Genomic DNA, 18058 nt, shown 5'->3' with positions numbered 1-18058 from the left:
TCATGGACGCAAATTCGCCGATTTCACGCGGGGTTAGCAGTTTGGAAAGAATTTCATGATTGGGTCGGGGCGCATATTACGAAAGGGACCGTCGAACCGTCATGCGCAGCGCTCTGCATATCGCCATCCAAGTCATCGCTGTCGGGCGATGGCTATGGGGGTTATTGCGCCTCGCGTTCGGTGATCGCCACCCCGTCGGCAATCGCGTCCGATGGGTGGGTAATGACGCGCTGACCGGGCTCAAGCCCCGCCGACACCAGAACCTGCGTGCTGCCCGTGTCGTAGACCCTGGTCACGCCCCGAGTTCTGAAATCGCCTCCGGCATCCGCCTCCCCCTGGCCATTGTTCCGCACCTGTTGCCCCGCCGGGAGCCATGGCATGCCTCAAACCGGGAGAGCGGTGTCCGGTTCCAGAATGAGCGGACAGCGCGCGGCATCAAGCAGGCGCGCGACGGGTGGCAAGACCCCATGCGGCCCCGATGCGACCACGACGGCGGGGCGGCAACGCTCGAGCCGGGCCAGAAGCGCCTCGGGTGTATCGAACGCGACGACATCCACCCCCGCAAGTCCGGCCAAGGGCGCGGGCCGCACCTCAGACGTCTGCGCCGGAACCAGAACGATCAGCGGTTTGCCCAGCCCCTCGGACAGGTGCGCAGCCAGAGCGGTAAGCCGTGGGGCGGGATCGGTCGCGGAGGCGATCAGAATTACGCAATCGCTGTCGCGCGGTGCGCGGCGGAATCCATAAACGATCAGGTCGCCCGCCCCGGCCCCCTGTTCGAGCACCGCGGCCAGCCGCCCGCGTTCCTGCCGGAACCCCGCCCCAAGAGAGGCGCCGCGCGCCGTGCGCAAAAGCTGTTCCCGAAAGCGGCGCGCATCGGCGCGGAAGGCGGCCTGCATCTGCTCGGCGGTGATTTGCGCGATGCGGGCGCCGGAAAACCCCACGCTGCACGCACGCGGTGCAGCGGCGGCCGCGAGGATCGATTCGTCCACCACCAGCAACCCGTGCAGTTCCGCCCCGATTTCGCGCGCCGCCAGAACGGCGATCTGCATCGTGCCCTCGGCATCGGTATAGCATGTCGCCCCCAGCAGGACGCGCGCGGGGCGTTTGGCCGCGTTCATGACGTGCCCCCCTGTTCCATCGCCGCGCGCATGTAGGTGCGGCGCATGGCGGCATATTCGTGCAGGCGGGATTCGACCCGCGCATTGACGCTGCCCTCGGGGAACGTGCCGTCCTTGCCGCGCGTGCCCGGCTCCTGCCCCGTCAGGACGGCGATGGCATCGGACAGGTGGGACATCGGGACGATGCGGAAGGTTCCGGCCTCGACCGCGTCGACCACCCGGCGGCGCAGCGCCAGATGTTTGACATTGGCCTGCGGGATCAGCACCCCCTGCCTGCCGGTCAGCCCGCGCGCGGCGCAGATATCGAAAAAGCCCTCGATCTTTTCGTTCACGCCGCCGATGGCCTGAATATCCCCGAACTGGTTGACCGATCCGGTGATCGCGAAGGACTGGTCGACCGGCACCCCGGAGAGCGACGAGATCAGCGCCAGAAGCTCTGCCGCCGAGGCGCTGTCACCGTCCACGCCGCCATAGCTTTGCTCGAACACCAGCGAGGCCCAAAGCGACATGGGCGCATCGGTGGCATAGGTCGTGGCAAGATAACCCTGCAGGATCAGCACCCCCTTGGAGTGGATCGGGCCGCCCAGTTCGGTTTCGCGTTCGATATCGACCAGCTTGCCCGAACCCATCCGCGTGCGGGCCGTCAGGCGCGAGGGGCGGCCAAAGGCATAGCCGCCGATTTGCAACACGGAAAGCGCGTTGATCTGGCCGACGCGCGTGCCGTCCGTGTCGATCAGGAGGGTCTCGCGGGTGATCGCCTCGTGGCTGAGATCGCGCAGGCGGCTGGCGCGGCGTTCGCGTTCGTGCAGGGCCTTTTCGATATCGGTTTCGGCAATGGCGTCATGGCCGTTGCCGTCGGCCCAGTGATCGGCCTCGCGCAGAATGTCGGACAGGGTGTCGGTGTTCAGCGTCAGCCGTTCGGAATCGCCGGTGAGGCGGGTGCTTTCGCGCAGCAGCGCGGCCACCCCGGCGGCCTGAAGCGGACGGGTGCCAGCCTTGCGCGTGATGGCGGCGATCATCCCGGCATAGGCGGTCAGATCCTCCGGGTCGGCGGGCATGTGATCGTTGAAATCGGCTTCGAGCTTGAACAGGTGGGCGAAATCCGGGTCGAGCGCGGACAAGAGATAGTAATGCGAGCGCTCGCCCACCAGGATCACGCGCGTCCTGAGCGGCACCGGGTCGGGATCGAGCGAGACGGTGGAAATCAGGCTGAGCCGTTCTCCCGGCGAATAGATGGCGATTTCGCCGGTGCGCAGGCAGCGTTTGAGCGCGTCCCAGGCCAGCGGCTCGGACAGGACATGCAGCGCATCCAGCACCAGGAACCCGCCATTGGCGCGGTGCAGCGCACCGGGTTTGATCATGGTGAAATTGGTGACCAGAGCGCCCATTTCCGAGGCGTATTCGATGCGCCCGATCAGGTTGCCGAGAGTCGGCAGGGCCTCTTGCACCACGGGTGCGCCACTGTCGGCATCCTCGGGCTGGCCGACGATCACGTTGACGGCGTAGCGCTGAAACTGGGGCTTGGCGTAATGTTTCGAGGTGGCGCCGGGAAAGGGGCCGTCCTGTGCGCCGTCTTCGCGCAGCAGGAACAGCGCGGCGTTTTCGATCAGGTCGGCGCGCACGGTTTCGAGATAGGCGCGCACGGCATCGAGATCGGGAAAGGCGCGCTGCACCCCGGCAATGGCCGCATCCACCCCGTTGCGGGCCATTTCGGCATTCAGCGCCTCGACCTGCGCGCGGTGTTCCTTTTCGCGGGCGGGCGCGGATTTGAGCACTTCGGCCAGTTCGTCCTGCGTGAGGTCGACCGCCGCGTCGATGGTGTCGCGCTCGTCGTCGGACAGGGCGTTGTAGGTATCGGGCGTCAGCACCTCGCCCTCATGGGTGCCCGCGACGGTGAACCCCATCGGCGTGCGCAGGATCGCCACGCTGCGCGACCGGGCGCGTTCGAAGAGTTGGGTCATCTCTTCTTCGTGGGCGTCGGCGAAGGTCTGCTCGATGGCGTTGCGGCGGGTCTGGTAATCTTCGGATTCGAACAGTGCCGGGATGTCGTTGGCCAGTTCGTCGATCAGTTGTTCCATCGCGTGACGCAGGCGGTTGGCCTGCCCGGCGGGCAGTTCGATAGCGCGGGGTTTGTGCGGGGCGTCGAAATTGTTGACATAGACCCAGTCACTGGGAAGGGGGCGGGTTTTCGCGGCCTCGTCGAGAATGGCGCGCACGATACGGTGGCGGCCGCTGCCGGGGGTGCCGAGGACGAAGGCGTTGAAATCGCCATGCCGCATCCCGGCGGCCATGCGGATGGCATCGACCGCGCGGTCCTGCCCCAGCCAGCCGGGATCGGTGGGCAGGTCGGCGGTGGTGTCGAAGCCGAAATCCCCGGCGGTGATACGTGCGCCAAGCGCCGAGGCCGGGAGGGCTTCGGGAAGTCTGGAGGTCATGGCCGGTCTCTCCTGTTGCCCCGAGGCTGCCGGGGCGGCGGATGTCAGTCTGGGACACAGCGTAGCGGCAGGCCTTGATCGGGATCAAGGCCGGGGGCTGGTGAACCAGGTTTGCGGATCGACGAAAGATTCGCGGAAATAGTCATGCACCAGCGCCAGCGGCCCGGTGATCTCGGTGCCCTCGCGCCAGGCCAGCCCGACATCCATCGAGGGGATTTCAAGCGTCGTGGAGGCCGTGCCGATGCGTTTGCCTTCGAGCGACCACGGACGATAGACCATATCGGACAGGATGGTGACGCCCTGCCCGTTGGCCACCATCGAGCGCACGGCCTCGACCGAGGCGGTGCGCAGTTTCACCTTGGGCTGATAGCTGGTGGTGGACCAGTATTTCATGGTGGTATGCGCGGCCTCGTCCACGGTGAGCATGATGTAATCTTCTTCGGCGATATCGGCGAAGCTGGCCTTACCCGCGCGGTGGAACGGGTGGTTCGACGGCACCCAGAGCCGCCGGGTGGAGCGCAAAAGCGTTTCGGTTTCGATCTCGGGGTTGGTGAGGTTCGAGGTCAGGACCACGGCCATGTCGAAGCGGTTGGACAACAGCCCCTCTTCGATGCTTTCGCGGTTCAGTTCGCTGAGACGGATCTCGATGCCGGGGTAGAGATGCGCCAGCCGGTCGAGGTGATACGGCAGGAAATAGCCGATCACGGTATAGGTCGCGGCGATGGAGATCACCCCCTCGGCGGTCGAGCGGCGATGGCTGAGGTTCTTGGCCTCGTCCAGCCGGGTCAGGATATCCTGCGCCGAGGCTAGGAATTCACGGCCCGCGTCGGTCATTTCCATACCGTGGGCCGAGCGCAGGAACAGGTCGGCGCCCAGTTCGGTTTCCAGATCGCGGATCGCCGTGGTGATGGCCGATTGCGAAATGGACAGCGCGGTGGCGGCGCGGCTGACCTGCCCCGATTCTGCGGTGGCCACGAAGTACTTGAGATGGCGAAAGTTCATGATCTGCCCATTCTTTCATCCTGTATCCAATGAATACCGAAACACCGAGTATCGGAAAATCAGATAGAACTGTTCACAAACCGACTGAATTTCCAGCATAGCTTTATTTATCAGATAGTTGGAATTTCCCGAGCCACACAACCTATTCTGTTTTTCAGATATATTAAAAGCAAATATTAGAAATTTACAAGTCATGGGTCCGGCGTTGATCCTTTCCCAATCCAAAACGCGGGGATCATGACGATGAAGACTATAGTCGATCTGAATTGCGATATGGGCGAAGGCTTTGGTCAGTGGACCCTCAGCGAAGCCCCCGACGAAGAGCTTATGTCGCTGATCAGCTCGGCCAATATCGCGGCCGGGTTCCATGCGGGCGACCCCAATTCGATGGACCGGGTGGTGAAGCTGGCGCAGCAATACGGCGTGGGTCTGGGCGCGCATCCCGGCTATAACGACCTTCAGGGGTTTGGCCGCCGCTATATCCACACCAATGCCGAGGAACTGGTCAACGACATCGTTTACCAGGTGGGCGCGATCCGCGAGTTCGGGCGGCGCTACGGCATCCCGCTGCAGCATGTGAAACCGCATGGCGCGCTTTACATGGAGGCCGCCGTCAACGAGGAACTGTCGCAGTGGATGGTGGACACGCTGCAAAAGATCAGCAGCGACACGATCATTTTCTGCATGGATATTTCCAAGACCTACGAGGTCGCCACGCGGCTGGGGCATCCGGTGGTGCGCGAATTCTACGCCGACCGCGATTACGACGACAGCGGTTCGATCGTGTTCAAACGGCAGGTCGCCCGCCCCGATCCCGAGCAGATTGCCGAAAAATGCGTGCGCGCCTGCAAGGAAGGCAAGGTGCGCACGGTCGATGGCAACGATATCGGGATCGAATTCGAATCGATCTGTTTTCACTCGGACACGCCCGGCGCGCTGGAGATCGGCCGCGCCATTCGCAAGGGGCTGACCGATAACGGCATCACCGTCGCAGCCGCCGCGACGGTTCTGGAACAAGCAAGCTGAGACGACAACCCGTCAGGAGGACACATCATGGCAGACATTCAATCCCCCCTTCCCGGAACCTTCTATCACCGCCCCTCGCCCGAGGACGCGCCCTACAAATCCAAGGGCGATGCGGTGGCCGTGGGTGACGTGATCGGGCTGGTCGAGGTGATGAAAACCTTCATCGAGGTCAAATCCGAAATCGCGGGCACCTTTGGCGACTATGCTACCGGGAACGAGGCCGCGGTGACCGCCGGTCAGGTTCTGGCAACGCTGGACGACTGAGCCATGGCCATCGAGCGCCTTTTCATAGCCAACCGGGGCGAGATCGCCGTGCGGGTGATCCGCGCCGCGAAAGAGCTGGGTATTCACACCATTCAGGCCCATTCCGAGGCCGATGCCGACATGCTGGCGGTGAAGCTGGCCGACGAGGCGGTGTGCATCGGGCCGGCGGCGTCGAAAGATTCGTATCTGGACGTGGACCGTGTGGTAGCCGCCGCGAAAGAGGCCGGCGCGGACGCGGTGCATCCCGGCTATGGGTTCCTGTCGGAAAGCCCGCGGTTCGCCCGCGCGCTGGAAGATGCCGGGATCACCTATGTCGGGCCGTCGGCGGACACTATCGAACGGATGGGCGACAAGGTGGCGGCGCGGCAGGCCGCCGAAGCGGCGGGCACGCCGGTTGTGCCCGGATCGAAAGGCCGGATCGAAAACGTGGACGAGGCGGCGCAAGTGGCTGCCGAAGTCGGCTATCCGGTGATGATCAAGGCCGCTGCGGGCGGTGGCGGGCGCGGTATCCGCATTGCCGACACCGAGGATGACTTGCGCAAGCTGGCCCCGCAGGCGCAGGCCGAGGCGCAGGCGGCCTTTGGCGAAGGGGGTCTTTACCTGGAACGCGCGGTGCGCGATCCGCGTCATATCGAAGTGCAGATTCTGGGCGACGGCACCCGCGCGGTGCATTGTTTCGAGCGCGAGTGCTCCCTGCAGCGCCGCCGCCAGAAGGTCTGGGAAGAGGCCGGTGCGGTGTGTCTGGACGACGAGACGCGCACAAAGCTGTGCGCCTCTGCCGTGGCGCTGGCCGAGGCGGTGAACTACAAGGGGGCGGGCACGCTGGAGTTTCTCTATGACGAGGCCAGCAACGAGTTCTTCTTTATCGAGATGAACACCCGCATTCAGGTGGAACATCCGGTGAGCGAAATGATCACCGGCATCGACCTGGTGCAGGAGATGATCCTCATCGCGGGCGGCGAGCCGCTGCGCCTGACGCAGGATCAGATCACCCCGCAGGGCCATGCGATCGAGGTGCGGATCAATGCCGAAGACCCGCATATGCAGTTCATGCCCTTCCCCGGCCAGGTCGGTGCGCTGACCCTGCCCGAGGGAGATGGCGTCCGGGTGGATCATTTCCTGTACGAGGGATACCAGATTCCGCCGTTTTACGACTCGCTCATCGGCAAGGTGATTGCCCATGCGCCCACGCGCGCGCAAGCCATCGACCGGCTGCGCGACGCATTGCAGGCCCTGAAGATCGAGGGCCTCAAGACAACCATTCCCCTGCATCTGGCGCTGGCGGACGACCCGTATGTGCAAGCGGGCGCGTTCCACACCCAATGGCTGGAACCGTGGCTGGATGCCGGAAACCTGACCCCCGAAACAACAGGAGGTGCATCGTGAAGACACGTTACACATATGGCGGAGACGAGCATGTCTACGTGGAGATGGACGAGGAAATGTCGCTGGAGGCGTTCTTCAAGTCCCTGTCCATGTCCAATGCCGTCCGAGAGGCCGACATTCCCGGCGTGACCGAGATCTGCCCGGCGAACGCATCGTTCCAGGTGCGGTATGACCCGGACGTGACCGCGCCCGACGAGATGCTGAAGCGCATTCAGGATCTCGAACACATGGCCGACAAGGCCGAAAAGCGGATGACCACGCGGATCATCGAAGTGCCGGTCTATTATCAGGACCCGTGGACGCACGAGACCTTGATGCGCTTTCGCGAACGCCATCAGGACCCGGACGGGACCGATCTGGATTATGCGGCGCGCATCAACGGCTATGACAGCGTGGAGGCGTTCATCGAGGCGCACCATTCGCAGCCGTGGTTCGTGTCGATGGTGGGCTTCGTGTCGGGCCTGCCGTTCCTGTACCAACTGGTCGAGCGCGACAAGCAGATCGAGGTGCCCAAGTACCTGCGCCCACGCACGGACACGCCCAAGCAGACGGTGGGCTATGGCGGCAGTTTTTCCTGCATCTACTCGGTGCGCGGCGCCGGGGGCTATCAGATGTTCGGCATCACCCCTATGACGATCTACGACCCGCGGCAGGAAACGTCCTATCTGCGCGATTTCCTGGTGTTCTTCAAACCCGGCGACATCGTGAAGTGGAAGCCCGTCGACCGCGCCGAATACGACCGCATCCTTGCCGAGGTGGACGCCAACACATGGACGCCGCGCATTGCCGAGGTCGAGTTCGATCTGGACGAGTTCAACAAGGACATGACCGCCTATAACGCCAAGCTGATGGAGGCGCTCAATGACGCTTAAAATTGTCAAATCCGGCCTCGCCACCACGATTCAGGATATGGGCCGCCCCGGCTATTTCCATCTGGGCATCCCCGAGGGGGGCGCGATGGACCGCCTGTCGATGCGAGCGGCCAACATGCTGGTCGGCAACCCTGAGGACGCCGCCGGTCTGGAAGCCGTGTTCATGGGCCCCGAGATCGAGTTCACCCAGGAGGCCAGCGTCGCCGTGACCGGCGCGGAACTGCCGGTGATGGTGGACGGCGAACCGCGCGAGACCTGGACCAGCTTCACGGTGAAGCCGGGACAGGTGTTGAGCTTCGGCTTTCTGCAAGCGGGCGCGCGGGCCTATATCGCCGTGTCCGGCGGCATCGCGACCGAGCCCGATCTGGGCAGCCGTTCGACCTATCCCATCGGCGCACTTGGCGGGGTCGAGGGCCGCGCGGTGCAGCCCGGCGACGAATTGCCGGTGGGCGATGCCCCGACCGTGGCCGAGGGGCGCAGCGTGCCCGCCGCGTTGCGGCGCGGGCCGGGTAATCCGGCGGAATTGCGGGTGCTGACGGGGCTTTACTGGTACCGTCTGACCGACACCGCCGGACAGCAGTTCTTCGAGGACACCTGGACCGTCGCGGCCGAGGCCGACCGGATGGGATACCGTTTCAAGGGCGGTCGTCCGCTGGATTTCGTCGAGCGCGAACAGCCCTTCGGCGCGGGGGCCGATCCGTCGAACATCGTGGACGGGTGCTATTCCTATGGCTCCATCCAGGTGCCAGGCGGAACGGAACCCATCGTGCTGCACCGCGACGCCGTGTCGGGCGGGGGGTATTTCACCCTTGGCGCGATCATCTCGGCGGACATGGACCTGATCGGGCAGTTGCAGCCCAATACGCAGGTGAATTTCGTCAATGTGGACATGGACACCGCATTGGCCGCACGGGCCGATCGCAAGGCCATCATCCAGAAAATCCGCGAAGAGCTGGGGTAACCGCCTGCGGGACAGCGGGGCGCGGGTGCGCCCTGCCAAACAAACAAAACCGAACTGACAAGGAGGTCAGACACATGAACAAGCATCTGAAACTGGCAAGCGCACTGGCGCTGGCCACGGCCCTGCCCGCCAGCGCGATGGCGCAGGACGCGTGGTATCCCTACCCCGCCGAGGAAGTGACCCCGGCCTTCAGCGCCGATGGCGAGGTGAGCGAGGTCACCTATACCCCGCTCGAGGCCGCAGCGCAGCCGTGGAACATCTGCGTGTCCTTCCCGCACATGAAAGACGCCTATTGGCTGGGCGTGGATTACGGCGTGGTGGACGAGGCCAAGCGCCTTGGCGTCAAGCTGAACGTGGTCGAGGCCGGGGGCTATACCGAGTTGAACACCCAGATCAGCCAGATCGAGGATTGTGTTTCCGGCGGGGCCGACGCGGTGATCATCGGCGCGATTTCCTATGACGGGCTGAACAACGTGATCAGCGAAGTCGCGGGCCAGGGCATTCCGGTGATCGACGTGATCAACGGCGTGTCCTCGGGCGACATCGCGGCCAAATCGCTGGTGTCGTTCCGCACGATGGGCTCGGAGATCGGCAACTACCTGGCCGAAAAGCACCCTGCGGGCAGCGACGCTGTCAAGGTGGGCTGGTTCCCCGGACCGGCGGGCGCCGGTTGGGTCGAGGCCGCGCATGAGGGCTTCATGGCCGCGGTCGAGGGATCGGCGGTCGAGGTGCTGGAGCCGCGCTTTGGCGATACCGGCAAGGAAACCCAGCTGAAACTGGTCGAGGACGTGCTGCAGGCGAATCCCGACGTGCGCTATCTGGCGGGCACCGCCGTGACCGCCGAGGCCGCGCAGGGCGTGATCCGCGAGCGCGGACTGAAGGGCGAGGTCGATCTGCTGGCCTTCTACATGACGCCGGGGGTTTATACCGGCATTCAGCGGGGCTTCATCCTGGCCGCGCCTGCGGATTCGATGGTCATTCAGGGCCGGATCGCCGTGGACCAGGCGGTGCGCATTCTGGAAGAGCAAGACTACGTCAAGCATGTGGGGCCGAAGATTTTCGTCGTCGACCCCGAAAACATCAACGACGTGCCGCGTGAAAACATCCTGCCGCCCGACGGGTTCCGCCCGGAATTCTCGGTCGAGTAATCCACCACTCACGATCAGGTGCCGGGGCTGCCATGCGTGGCCCCGGCACGGTCCTCCCCCGGAGACATGACAATGCCTTCCCAACCCCTGATCCGCACCACGGGTCTGTCCAAGCAATATCCCGGCGTTCTGGCGCTGGATTCAGTCGATTTCGAACTGATGCCCGGTGAGGTGCATGTTCTGTTCGGCGAAAACGGCGCAGGAAAATCGACGCTGATTTCGATGCTGGCCGGGGCCAACAGCCCGAGCGCCGGCACAATCGAACTGAATGGCGAAAAGATGCGTTTCGGCTCGGTCGCGGATGCGCAGGCCAAGGGGATTTACACCGTCTTTCAGGAATTTTCGCTGATCCCGACGCTGAGCGTGGCCGAGAACATCTTTCTGGGTTGGGAGCCGATGAAAGGCCCGTTCGTGGATCATCGCGAGATGCGCCGCCGCGCCGCCGAGATGTTTCGGGAACTGGATTTCGAGATCGACCCGACCGAGGTGACGGGCCGCCTGTCGCGGGCGCAACAGCAGATGGTCGAGATCACCAAGGCGTTTCATGGCGACCTGTCGGTTCTTATTCTGGACGAGCCCACCGCATCGCTGACCGACCGCGAGGTGGATCACCTGTTCGATTTCATCGAAACGCTGAAGGCGCGCGGTGTGGGCATCATCTATATTTCGCACCGGATGCAGGAATTTGCGCGGATCGCCGACCGGGTGACCGTGCTGCGCGACGGGGCCAGGATCGGCACCGTGGCCATGAATGAGACCGATGACGACGCGCTGGTCGAAATGATGACGGGCCGCGCGATTTCCGAGATTTACCCGCAGATCGCACATAATCCCGGCGAGGTGCTGGTGCGCGCCGAGGGGTTGCGCACCAACGGCGTGCAGGCCGCCGACGTGGACATCCGCGCCGGTGAGGTGCTGGGCGTGGCGGGGCTGGTGGGGTGCGGGAAGTCGCGCCTGTTTCGCGCGATGATGGGTGTGGCGCCCCGGCTGGCCGGGCGCGTCACGCTGAAAGGGCAGGACATCACCCACGCCCCCACAAGGCAGATCATTCATCACGGCATGTATTACCTGTCGCCCGACCGCAAGGGCGAAGGGCTGGACCTGGCGAAAACCGCGAATGACAATCTGGCGGTGAACCTGGTGATGGGCGGGCGCGGCGGGACGGGGCTGATCAACTGGTCGGCGGTGCGTGAGGCCAGCGTTCAGATCGCCGACTATGTGGAGTTGCACGAGGGATACCGCACCAGGCTGGTGTCGCAACTGTCGGGCGGCAACCAGCAGAAGGTTCTGTTCGGCAAGTGCTTTGGGCAGGACGCGGATATTTACATCCTCGACGAGCCGACGGTGGGCGTGGACATGGGCACGCGCGCGGCGCTCTACCTGCTGATCAAGGAACTGGCCGAGGCAGGCAAGGCGGTGGTCGTCATTTCCTCGGACCTGCCCGAGGTGATGCATCTGGCGCACCGGATGCTGGTGATGGCGCATGGCAGGCTGAGCGCCGAGTTGAGCGGCGACGAGATGACCGAGGACACGATCCTCAAACACTTCTTCGATGAAAGCGGAGCGACACAATGAGTTCAGACACCCAAGCGACCGGCGTCAAGGCGTGGATCACGCGGCTGTTCGTCAAGGTCGGCGTCTTGCCGTTCTTCCTGCTGGGGGCGCTGGTGATTTTCACCTTGCTGTCCTCGAAGTTCCTGACCGGGCAGAACCTGATCAACGTGGCGCGGCAATCGGTGTATCTGGTGCTGGTGTCGATGGGCCAGATGCTGGCACTGGTCACCGGGGGGTTCGATTTGTCGGTGGGCACGGCGATTGCGCTGACATCGGTGGTATCGGCGATGGGCATGGTGTGGCTGGCGGGGATTTTCCCCGATGCGATCTGGCTGGCGATCCTTCTGGGTGCGTTCCTCGGCTTTGGCGCGGCCCTGATGGTGGGGTTGGTGAACGGCATCGGCGTGGCCTATTTCGAGGTGTCGCCCTTCATCATGACGCTTGGCGTGTCGTCGGTGGGGGCGGGGTTTGCCCTGTTCCTGACCGGGGGCGTGCCGGTTTCGGGCCTGCCCTTTCAATTCGCCGACACCTTCGGGTTCGGGCGATTGTGGGGCATTCCCGTGCCGGTGATCATCGCCGTGATCTGCATCGTCATCATGTGGGTGCTGATGGCGCGCACCCGGCTGGGCACGCAGATTTACGCCGTGGGCGGCAATATCAAGGCCGCGCATCTGTCGGCGATCAACACGAAGCGCACGTTGCTGCTGGCCTATATGATCTGCGCGCTGATCGCGTCACTGACCGGCCTGCTGCTGACCGCGCGGGTGGAATCGGGCGAGGCGAACCTTGGCGGGTCGATCGCGCTGGAATCCATCGCCGCCTGTGTGATCGCGGGCGTGTCGCTGCGCGGCGGGATCGGCCGGGTGGAAAACGTGGTTCTGGGGGCGTTCTTTATCGTGCTGGTGCAGAACGGGATGAACCTGGCGCAGGTCAGTTCCTACATGCAGATGGTGTTGCTGGGCGCGCTGCTCATTCTGGCGGTGATTTTCGACCAGATCCGGTATCGCATCATCATGCAGGGGCGCTGAGCACAGGATTTCTGTCTGGCATGTCGGGGGCGCGCGGGCTATTGAACCGGCCCAGACCGGGCCCCGCGCGGGCCGCAACGCGGGGCAAGGCGCGATGACGGCACAGGCCGCACCCAGCACAGGCATCGAGATCACCGGCGTGACCTGCCGGTTCGGTACGCGGGAGGCGCTGCGCGATGTCTCGCTGTCACTGAGCGAGCGGCGCATCGGGATCATCGGGCGCAACGGATCGGGCAAGACCACCCTGTCACGCCTGATCGCCGGTCTGATCGCCCCGGACGAGGGCGACGTGCAGGTTGCCGGTGTGGATGTCTACAAGGACCGCAAGGCGGCGATCCGCACCGTCGGCATCCTGTTCCAGAACCCCGATCACCAGATCATCTTTCCCACGGTCGAGGAAGAGCTGGCCTTTGGCCTGCGCCAGTTGGGCCAGTCCAAAGCCGAGGCGCGCGATGGCGCGCGCAAGATGCTGGCGCGGTTCGGGCGCGGCGAATGGCATGACCGCCCGGTCGACAGCCTGTCGCAAGGGCAGCGGCATCTGGTTTGCCTGATGGCGGTTCTGGCGATGGAGCCCAGGGTGATCGTTCTGGACGAGCCGTTCTCCGGCCTCGATATCCCGACGACGCGGGCGCTGCGCCGTCATCTCGACGCCCTGCCCGCCACGCTGATCCATGTCACCCATGACCCGGCGGCGCTGACGGGGTATGATCGGGCGATCTGGCTAGAACAGGGTACGCTGGCCGGGGACGGCCCGGTTGACACCGTGCTGGCCGAATACCTGAGCGCAATGCAGGAGGCGGGCGATGCTGACGCTGACCTCTGACATCCGCACGCCGTATCACCGGCTGCGGGCGGGCGTGAAACTGGCGGCGCTCTGCGTGGCGACGGTTGCGCTGTTCTGGCTAGAGAGCGTGCCGGGCATGGCCGCCGGACTGGCGGCGGTGGCGGCGCTCTATTTTGTGCCGGGCTGGCGGTTTCTGCGCGAAGGCATCGCCCTGCTGAAACCCGTGTGGTTCTTCGTGGCGCTGGTTGTCGCCTGGCACGCCGTCATGGGGCAGACCGTGGCCGGACTGATCATCGCCCTGCGCCTGATCGCGGCGGTGGCGCTGGCCAATCTGGTGACCATGACCACCCGGTTCGACGACCTGACGGACGTGGTGATGTGGCTGCTGACGCCACTGCGCAAACTGGGCGTGAATACTGCGCCGCTTGGGTTTTCCATCGTGCTGGTGGTCCGCTTCATTCCCGTCCTGATGGACAAGGCGCACAAGCTTATCGACGCCTGGCGCGCGCGCAGTGCGCGGCGTGTGGGCTGGCAGATCGCCCTGCCGATCACGCTGATTGCCATTGACGACGCCGAGCATGTGGCCGAGGCTTTGCGCGCGCGCGGCGGGCTGACCCCGCCGCAAGATCAGTGACGACCAAGATCACACATAAAGGAAACGCGACCCATGGAACGTCAAATCACCCTAATCGCCCTGTTCGCCGCGCTGATCGCGGTGCTGGGGCTGGTGCCGAAATTCACGCTTGCCTCGGGCATCCCGATCACCGCGCAGGGCATGGGTATCATGCTGTGCGGCACGGTTCTGGGCGCGCGGCGCGGAGCGCTAGCCGTTTTGCTGTTCCTCGGGCTTGTGGCGCTTGGCCTGCCCCTGCTGGCCGGTGGGCGCGGGGGTTTGGGCGTGTTCGCCGGGCCGACCGTGGGGTTCCTGATCGGTTTCCCCATTGCCGCCTTCGTGGCCGGGTGGATCACCGAGCGGATGCGCGGCACGCCGGTATTCCCCGCCGCGCTGATCGCATCAATCGTCGGCGGGATTCTGGTGCTTTACATCCCCGGCATCCTTGGCATGACGGCGATGCTGGACATGAGCGCCAAACAGGCCACGCTGTCGATGGCGCCGTTCATCCCCGGTGACCTGATCAAGGCCGGTCTTGCCGCCGCGCTGACCGCATCGCTTTACAAGGCGCGTCCGGCCAGCGTGCTGTCGCGCGCCTGATCAGCCCTGATCCAGGAGGTCGAGATCGAGCCCCTGCTTGAACTCGACCTCGACAAAGGCCATCGGCGCATCGCCGCCGTTGATCACGTTATGCTCGACACCCGTGGGCCGGTGATAGGTCCGGCCCGGCGGCAACAGCACCTCGTTCACCGTGCCATCGGGCATTTCCAGCTTCATGTTGCATTCGCTCAGGGCGACGATCACGTAGTCGAATCCATGCACATGCCAGCCGGTTTCGGCGCCGGGGGCGAAATCGAACCGGGTGATGCGATGCGCTTCGGTATCGGTGAGGGTTTGCGGCTGTGCTTCGGGGCGGGCGGTCATCGGAAAATCCTTTCGTGATCTCATCGACCGGCAGCCTAGGATCTGCCCCTGTGAATTGCCAGACCTATCCTGCGGAGACGGCCCCGATCCGGGGACTCAGGCGGGTCAGATGCCCCAGGCGGCGCATTTTCGATCCACCGTCTTGCGCGATACGCCAAGGCGGCGGGCGGCCTCGGCACGGTTGCCGTCACAGGCATCCAGAACGTTCAGGATATGGCGCTGTTCGACCAGTTCCAGCGTTTCGATGGCCTCGGCCCCGGTCACTTCGCCCGCGCCGGAAAATTCGGTCGGAAATTCACCCAGAATCACCGAGCGCTCGATCAGGTTGCGCAATTCGCGCACATTGCCGGGCCAGTCATAGCGGCTGAGCTTGAGCAGCACCTCTTGGTTCAGGTCCAGCGCGGGCAAGCCAAGGGTGCGGGAAAATTCGCTCATGAACACGGCGGCCAGTTCGACGATGTCTTCCGAGCGGTCCTTGAGCGGGGGCATCGCGATATTGAGCACGTTGATCCGGTGAAACAGGTCGGCACGAAAGCGGCCCTCGGCCACGGCCTGTTCCAGATCGGCATTGGTCGCGAACAGAAAACGCAGGTTCAGCGGGATCTCGCGTTCGGCCCCGGCAGGGCGGATGCGGTGATCTTCCAGCACGCGCAACAGGGTGGCCTGCACCTGATCGGGCAGTTGCGCGATCTCGTCCAGAAACAGGGTACCGCCCTCGGCATGCAGCAACAGCCCGTCCTTGCGCCGCTCGCCGCCTTCGATCTCGCCGAACAGTTCCTCGGCGATGTGATCGGGTGAGATGGTCGCGCAATTGACCGCGACAAAGGGGTTTTCAGCCCGGTCCGACAGCCCGTGCAGGGTGCGCGCGGCGATTTCCTTGCCCGTGCCGCTGGCGCCGGTGAACAGGACCGAAGTCGGCAGCGGCGCGACCCGGTTCAGCATATCGCGGATTTCGGCGATGGCGGGCGATTTGCCCATCAGCCGCCCGCGTGCGGTGGTGCCGCTTTCGCTGAGCGCGTGTTTCAGAAGGTAATTTTCGCGTCGCAGGTATTTGCGGTCCAGCGTGCGGGCCACGGCATTCAGGATCTGGTTGGCGCGAAACGGTTTCAGCACGAAATCGGCCACACCCGCGCGCAGGGCCTGAATGACGGTGTCCAGATCGGCATAGGCGGTGATCAGGATGGTTTCGGCAAAGAAGCCCACGCGGCGCTGTTCGCCCAGCCAGTCGAGCCCGGTGGTGCCCGGCATGATGTTGTCGAGAATGACCAGATCGAAATGCGCCCGGTCCAGAATATCGCTGGCCTCGGCGGCAGAACGGGCCTGTTCCACCCGTTTGCAGCGGGGCGTCAGGGTTTTGGTCAGGAAGTTGCGCATGCCCGGTTCGTCATCGACCACGAGGATCGAGGCGGCGGCGAGCGTTTCGCCGTAATCGTCCTTGCCCGCCTGCGTGGCGGGTTTGTCCTGTGCGGGCGTTTTACGGGTCATTCGGGTGCGTCACCCACGCGAACGGATTCGCCCGCCAGACGGTCCTGACTGGAAAACCCGATTTCGCCGAGGATGTAATAACCGGCAATCGAGATCACCACGGTGGCCGCAAAGGCCGTATACATCGCTTTCATCTCAGTTCTCCTTTTGTGGCGCCGTGGCCCGGCGCAGATATGCGATCAGATCCTGCCGGTCGCCCGGCGCGGTGATCCGTTGCATCGGCATTCTGGACCCCGGAATATAGTGGTCCGGGCCGATATCGAACAGGGCGTCGATGGTATCGTCGGACCAGACGATATCGGACCCGGTTAGAATTTCCGAATAGGGATAGCCCGGCACGCTGCCCGCCTTGCGCCCGAAAAGGCCATAGAGCGACGGCCCCGCCTTGCGCGAGGGCGGCGGGGTGAGCGCATGGCAGATCGAGCATTTGCGCATGAACTGCCGTTCGCCATTGGGCATCTTTTCCGGGTCGCGCAGGAAGCTGCGCTGCTCCCCGCCCGCCGGGTCGAATTCATCGAGCAGCGCGATGGGCCAGGAATAGACGATATCCTCGATCCCGCCGGCAAGGATATTCTGGCCGTTGGCCGAGAAATCCAGCGCCCAGACCGGACCTCGGCGCATGGCGCGGAAATCGCGCAGGATGCGCCATTGATCGGTGTCGATGATCATGATGTAGCCATGCCCGTCGCCCACCGCCAGTCGATGGGTTTGCGGGTGGTGGGCCAGCGCAAGGATCGGGCGGCGATCCAGCGAGAAATCCGCCAGTTGATCGCCGGTTTGAGTGTCGATCACACGGGTGACGCCATCGACCGCGCCATAGGCCAGCCAGGCATCCTCCGGCCCCGGAACGATACGGTTCACGCCGAAGCCCTGATCGGTCAGGATGCGGCTGCTGTCATCGGTCATGTCCCAGACGCGGATCGTACCGTCGGCGGAGGCCGAGTAGAGCCGCGCGCCATCGGCGCTGAAGGCCACGGCGTTGACCCCGGCCTCGTGCCCGGACAGGAACCGCGCCGTTTCCCCGGCATCGCCTGAAAGAGGCCAGAGCCCGATGGTTCCGTCCCAACTGGCCGAGGCCAGCCACGCGCCATCGGGCGACTGCGCCAGATCGACGATCTTGCCCTTGTGCCCTGTCAGATGCGTGGAGCCCCCTGCCGCCCGATCCCACAGGATCACGGTAAAATCGTCCCCCGCCGAGGCGAGGCGATCCGCCCCCAGAAACAGCACGGTGTTGACCGCCGCGTCATGCCCTTCGAGCCACAGGGGCGCGCGGCCCTGCCACAGCCCGACAGAGTTGTCGAAACTGGCGCTCGCCACCTGCCCCGTCGCATCGTCCACCGTCACGCCCATGACCGGGCCGCCATGCCCCTTGAGCGTGGTGAATTGCTGCGCGGCGGCCCAGGCCGGGGCCAGCGCAGCGCAGCAAAGGATCAGACGGCTCAGGAGCGGGCGCATCGG

At 64.5% G+C, this 18058-nt stretch carries 19 protein-coding genes; 11 read left to right on the top strand and 8 right to left on the bottom strand.

The window, feature by feature from the left end:
* Positions 1-161: 161 nt before the first annotated feature.
* The 4 genes from KPG71_RS10145 to KPG71_RS10130 form a co-directional block, all read right to left on the bottom strand.
* The gene (locus tag KPG71_RS10145) at positions 162-380 is read right to left on the bottom strand and encodes a hypothetical protein (protein ID WP_216337955.1); all 219 of its coding nucleotides are present in this window, start codon (positions 378-380) and stop codon (positions 162-164) included.
* A gap of 3 nt (positions 381-383) precedes the next feature.
* Positions 384-1118 carry a hypothetical protein gene (locus KPG71_RS10140; RefSeq protein WP_216337954.1) on the bottom strand — a complete coding sequence of 245 codons (735 nt, stop codon included), beginning with the start codon at positions 1116-1118 and terminating at the stop codon, positions 384-386.
* Positions 1115-3553 carry a Lon protease family protein gene (locus tag KPG71_RS10135; RefSeq protein WP_216337953.1) on the bottom strand — a complete coding sequence of 813 codons (2439 nt, stop codon included), beginning with the start codon at positions 3551-3553 and terminating at the stop codon, positions 1115-1117. Before KPG71_RS10135 ends, KPG71_RS10140 begins: the two co-directional genes overlap by 4 nt.
* An 84-nt stretch (positions 3554-3637) precedes the next feature.
* Positions 3638-4555, bottom strand: coding sequence for a LysR family transcriptional regulator (locus KPG71_RS10130; protein WP_216337952.1), 918 nt, complete (start codon positions 4553-4555; stop codon positions 3638-3640).
* A 243-nt stretch (positions 4556-4798) separates the two neighbouring features.
* On the opposite strand from KPG71_RS10130, the gene KPG71_RS10125 reads away from it, so the two are divergent.
* From KPG71_RS10125 to KPG71_RS10075, 11 genes are all read left to right on the top strand, one after another.
* Entirely contained in the window at positions 4799-5581 is a 783-nt protein-coding gene (locus tag KPG71_RS10125) for a 5-oxoprolinase subunit PxpA (protein WP_216337999.1), read from the top strand.
* 27 nt (positions 5582-5608) lie between these two features.
* On the top strand, positions 5609-5845 hold the full coding sequence (locus tag KPG71_RS10120) for an acetyl-CoA carboxylase (RefSeq protein WP_216337951.1): 237 nt from the start codon (positions 5609-5611) through the stop codon (positions 5843-5845).
* 3 nt (positions 5846-5848) lie between these two features.
* Entirely contained in the window at positions 5849-7231 is a 1383-nt protein-coding gene (locus KPG71_RS10115) for an acetyl-CoA carboxylase biotin carboxylase subunit (protein WP_216337950.1), read from the top strand.
* Positions 7228-8103, top strand: coding sequence for an allophanate hydrolase subunit 1 (locus KPG71_RS10110; protein ID WP_216337949.1), 876 nt, complete (start codon positions 7228-7230; stop codon positions 8101-8103). Before KPG71_RS10115 ends, KPG71_RS10110 begins: the two co-directional genes overlap by 4 nt.
* Positions 8093-9064 carry a biotin-dependent carboxyltransferase family protein gene (locus KPG71_RS10105; RefSeq protein WP_216337948.1) on the top strand — a complete coding sequence of 324 codons (972 nt, stop codon included), beginning with the start codon at positions 8093-8095 and terminating at the stop codon, positions 9062-9064. Before KPG71_RS10110 ends, KPG71_RS10105 begins: the two co-directional genes overlap by 11 nt.
* Positions 9065-9138: 74 nt before the next feature.
* Positions 9139-10212, top strand: coding sequence for a TMAO reductase system periplasmic protein TorT (gene torT, locus KPG71_RS10100; protein ID WP_216337947.1), 1074 nt, complete (start codon positions 9139-9141; stop codon positions 10210-10212).
* A 72-nt stretch (positions 10213-10284) separates the two neighbouring features.
* A complete protein-coding gene (locus KPG71_RS10095) occupies positions 10285-11787 on the top strand; it encodes a sugar ABC transporter ATP-binding protein (RefSeq protein ID WP_216337946.1) in 1503 nt (500 codons plus the stop codon).
* Entirely contained in the window at positions 11784-12794 is a 1011-nt protein-coding gene (locus KPG71_RS10090) for an ABC transporter permease (RefSeq protein ID WP_216337945.1), read from the top strand. The genes KPG71_RS10095 and KPG71_RS10090 overlap by 4 nt, the downstream gene beginning before the upstream one ends.
* A 94-nt stretch (positions 12795-12888) precedes the next feature.
* Entirely contained in the window at positions 12889-13617 is a 729-nt protein-coding gene (locus KPG71_RS10085; protein WP_216337944.1) for an energy-coupling factor ABC transporter ATP-binding protein, read from the top strand.
* Positions 13598-14212 carry an energy-coupling factor transporter transmembrane protein EcfT gene (locus tag KPG71_RS10080; protein ID WP_216337943.1) on the top strand — a complete coding sequence of 205 codons (615 nt, stop codon included), beginning with the start codon at positions 13598-13600 and terminating at the stop codon, positions 14210-14212. The genes KPG71_RS10085 and KPG71_RS10080 overlap by 20 nt, the downstream gene beginning before the upstream one ends.
* Before the next feature lie 33 nt (positions 14213-14245).
* On the top strand, positions 14246-14791 hold the full coding sequence (locus KPG71_RS10075; protein ID WP_216337942.1) for a biotin transporter BioY: 546 nt from the start codon (positions 14246-14248) through the stop codon (positions 14789-14791).
* Here the strand turns inward: KPG71_RS10075 and KPG71_RS10070 are convergent, their stop codons facing one another.
* The 4 genes from KPG71_RS10070 to KPG71_RS10055 all read right to left on the bottom strand — a co-directional run bounded on the left by KPG71_RS10070 (position 14792) and on the right by KPG71_RS10055 (position 18055).
* Complete coding sequence (locus KPG71_RS10070; RefSeq protein ID WP_216337941.1) at positions 14792-15115, bottom strand: cupin domain-containing protein; 324 nt, start codon at positions 15113-15115, stop codon at positions 14792-14794. It lies immediately after the preceding gene.
* Positions 15116-15220: 105 nt separating this feature from the next.
* Positions 15221-16600 (bottom strand): sigma-54 dependent transcriptional regulator, encoded by a 1380-nt coding sequence (locus KPG71_RS10065; protein WP_216337940.1) that lies wholly within the window; start codon positions 16598-16600, stop codon positions 15221-15223.
* Complete coding sequence (locus KPG71_RS10060; protein ID WP_216337939.1) at positions 16597-16734, bottom strand: hypothetical protein; 138 nt, start codon at positions 16732-16734, stop codon at positions 16597-16599. Before KPG71_RS10060 ends, KPG71_RS10065 begins: the two co-directional genes overlap by 4 nt.
* 1 nt (position 16735) lies before the next feature.
* Positions 16736-18055 (bottom strand): c-type cytochrome, encoded by a 1320-nt coding sequence (locus KPG71_RS10055; protein WP_216337938.1) that lies wholly within the window; start codon positions 18053-18055, stop codon positions 16736-16738.
* Positions 18056-18058 lie beyond the last annotated feature (3 nt).

The organism is Roseovarius sp. PS-C2 (assembly GCF_018862045.1).
Lineage (GTDB): Bacteria > Pseudomonadota > Alphaproteobacteria > Rhodobacterales > Rhodobacteraceae > Roseovarius.
Note: the sequence above shows the minus strand (reverse complement) of the source record. Positions and strands in the feature narration are given on the sequence as shown.

Excerpts from the sequence above, each read along its gene's own strand:
- KPG71_RS10145 (WP_216337955.1), bottom strand. The coding sequence starts at position 380 with ATGCCATGGCTCCCGGCGGGGCAACAGGTGCGGAACAATGGCCAGGGG.
- KPG71_RS10140 (WP_216337954.1), bottom strand. The coding sequence starts at position 1,118 with ATGAACGCGGCCAAACGCCCCGCGCGCGTCCTGCTGGGGGCGACATGC.
- KPG71_RS10135 (WP_216337953.1), bottom strand. The coding sequence starts at position 3,553 with ATGACCTCCAGACTTCCCGAAGCCCTCCCGGCCTCGGCGCTTGGCGCA.
- KPG71_RS10130 (WP_216337952.1), bottom strand. The coding sequence starts at position 4,555 with ATGAACTTTCGCCATCTCAAGTACTTCGTGGCCACCGCAGAATCGGGG.
- KPG71_RS10125 (WP_216337999.1), top strand. The coding sequence starts at position 4,799 with ATGAAGACTATAGTCGATCTGAATTGCGATATGGGCGAAGGCTTTGGT.
- KPG71_RS10120 (WP_216337951.1), top strand. The coding sequence starts at position 5,609 with ATGGCAGACATTCAATCCCCCCTTCCCGGAACCTTCTATCACCGCCCC.
- KPG71_RS10115 (WP_216337950.1), top strand. The coding sequence starts at position 5,849 with ATGGCCATCGAGCGCCTTTTCATAGCCAACCGGGGCGAGATCGCCGTG.
- KPG71_RS10105 (WP_216337948.1), top strand. The coding sequence starts at position 8,093 with ATGACGCTTAAAATTGTCAAATCCGGCCTCGCCACCACGATTCAGGAT.
- torT (WP_216337947.1), top strand. The coding sequence starts at position 9,139 with ATGAACAAGCATCTGAAACTGGCAAGCGCACTGGCGCTGGCCACGGCC.
- KPG71_RS10095 (WP_216337946.1), top strand. The coding sequence starts at position 10,285 with ATGCCTTCCCAACCCCTGATCCGCACCACGGGTCTGTCCAAGCAATAT.
- KPG71_RS10090 (WP_216337945.1), top strand. The coding sequence starts at position 11,784 with ATGAGTTCAGACACCCAAGCGACCGGCGTCAAGGCGTGGATCACGCGG.
- KPG71_RS10085 (WP_216337944.1), top strand. The coding sequence starts at position 12,889 with ATGACGGCACAGGCCGCACCCAGCACAGGCATCGAGATCACCGGCGTG.
- KPG71_RS10080 (WP_216337943.1), top strand. The coding sequence starts at position 13,598 with ATGCTGACGCTGACCTCTGACATCCGCACGCCGTATCACCGGCTGCGG.
- KPG71_RS10075 (WP_216337942.1), top strand. The coding sequence starts at position 14,246 with ATGGAACGTCAAATCACCCTAATCGCCCTGTTCGCCGCGCTGATCGCG.
- KPG71_RS10070 (WP_216337941.1), bottom strand. The coding sequence starts at position 15,115 with ATGACCGCCCGCCCCGAAGCACAGCCGCAAACCCTCACCGATACCGAA.
- KPG71_RS10065 (WP_216337940.1), bottom strand. The coding sequence starts at position 16,600 with ATGACCCGTAAAACGCCCGCACAGGACAAACCCGCCACGCAGGCGGGC.
- KPG71_RS10060 (WP_216337939.1), bottom strand. The coding sequence starts at position 16,734 with ATGAAAGCGATGTATACGGCCTTTGCGGCCACCGTGGTGATCTCGATT.
- KPG71_RS10055 (WP_216337938.1), bottom strand. The coding sequence starts at position 18,055 with ATGCGCCCGCTCCTGAGCCGTCTGATCCTTTGCTGCGCTGCGCTGGCC.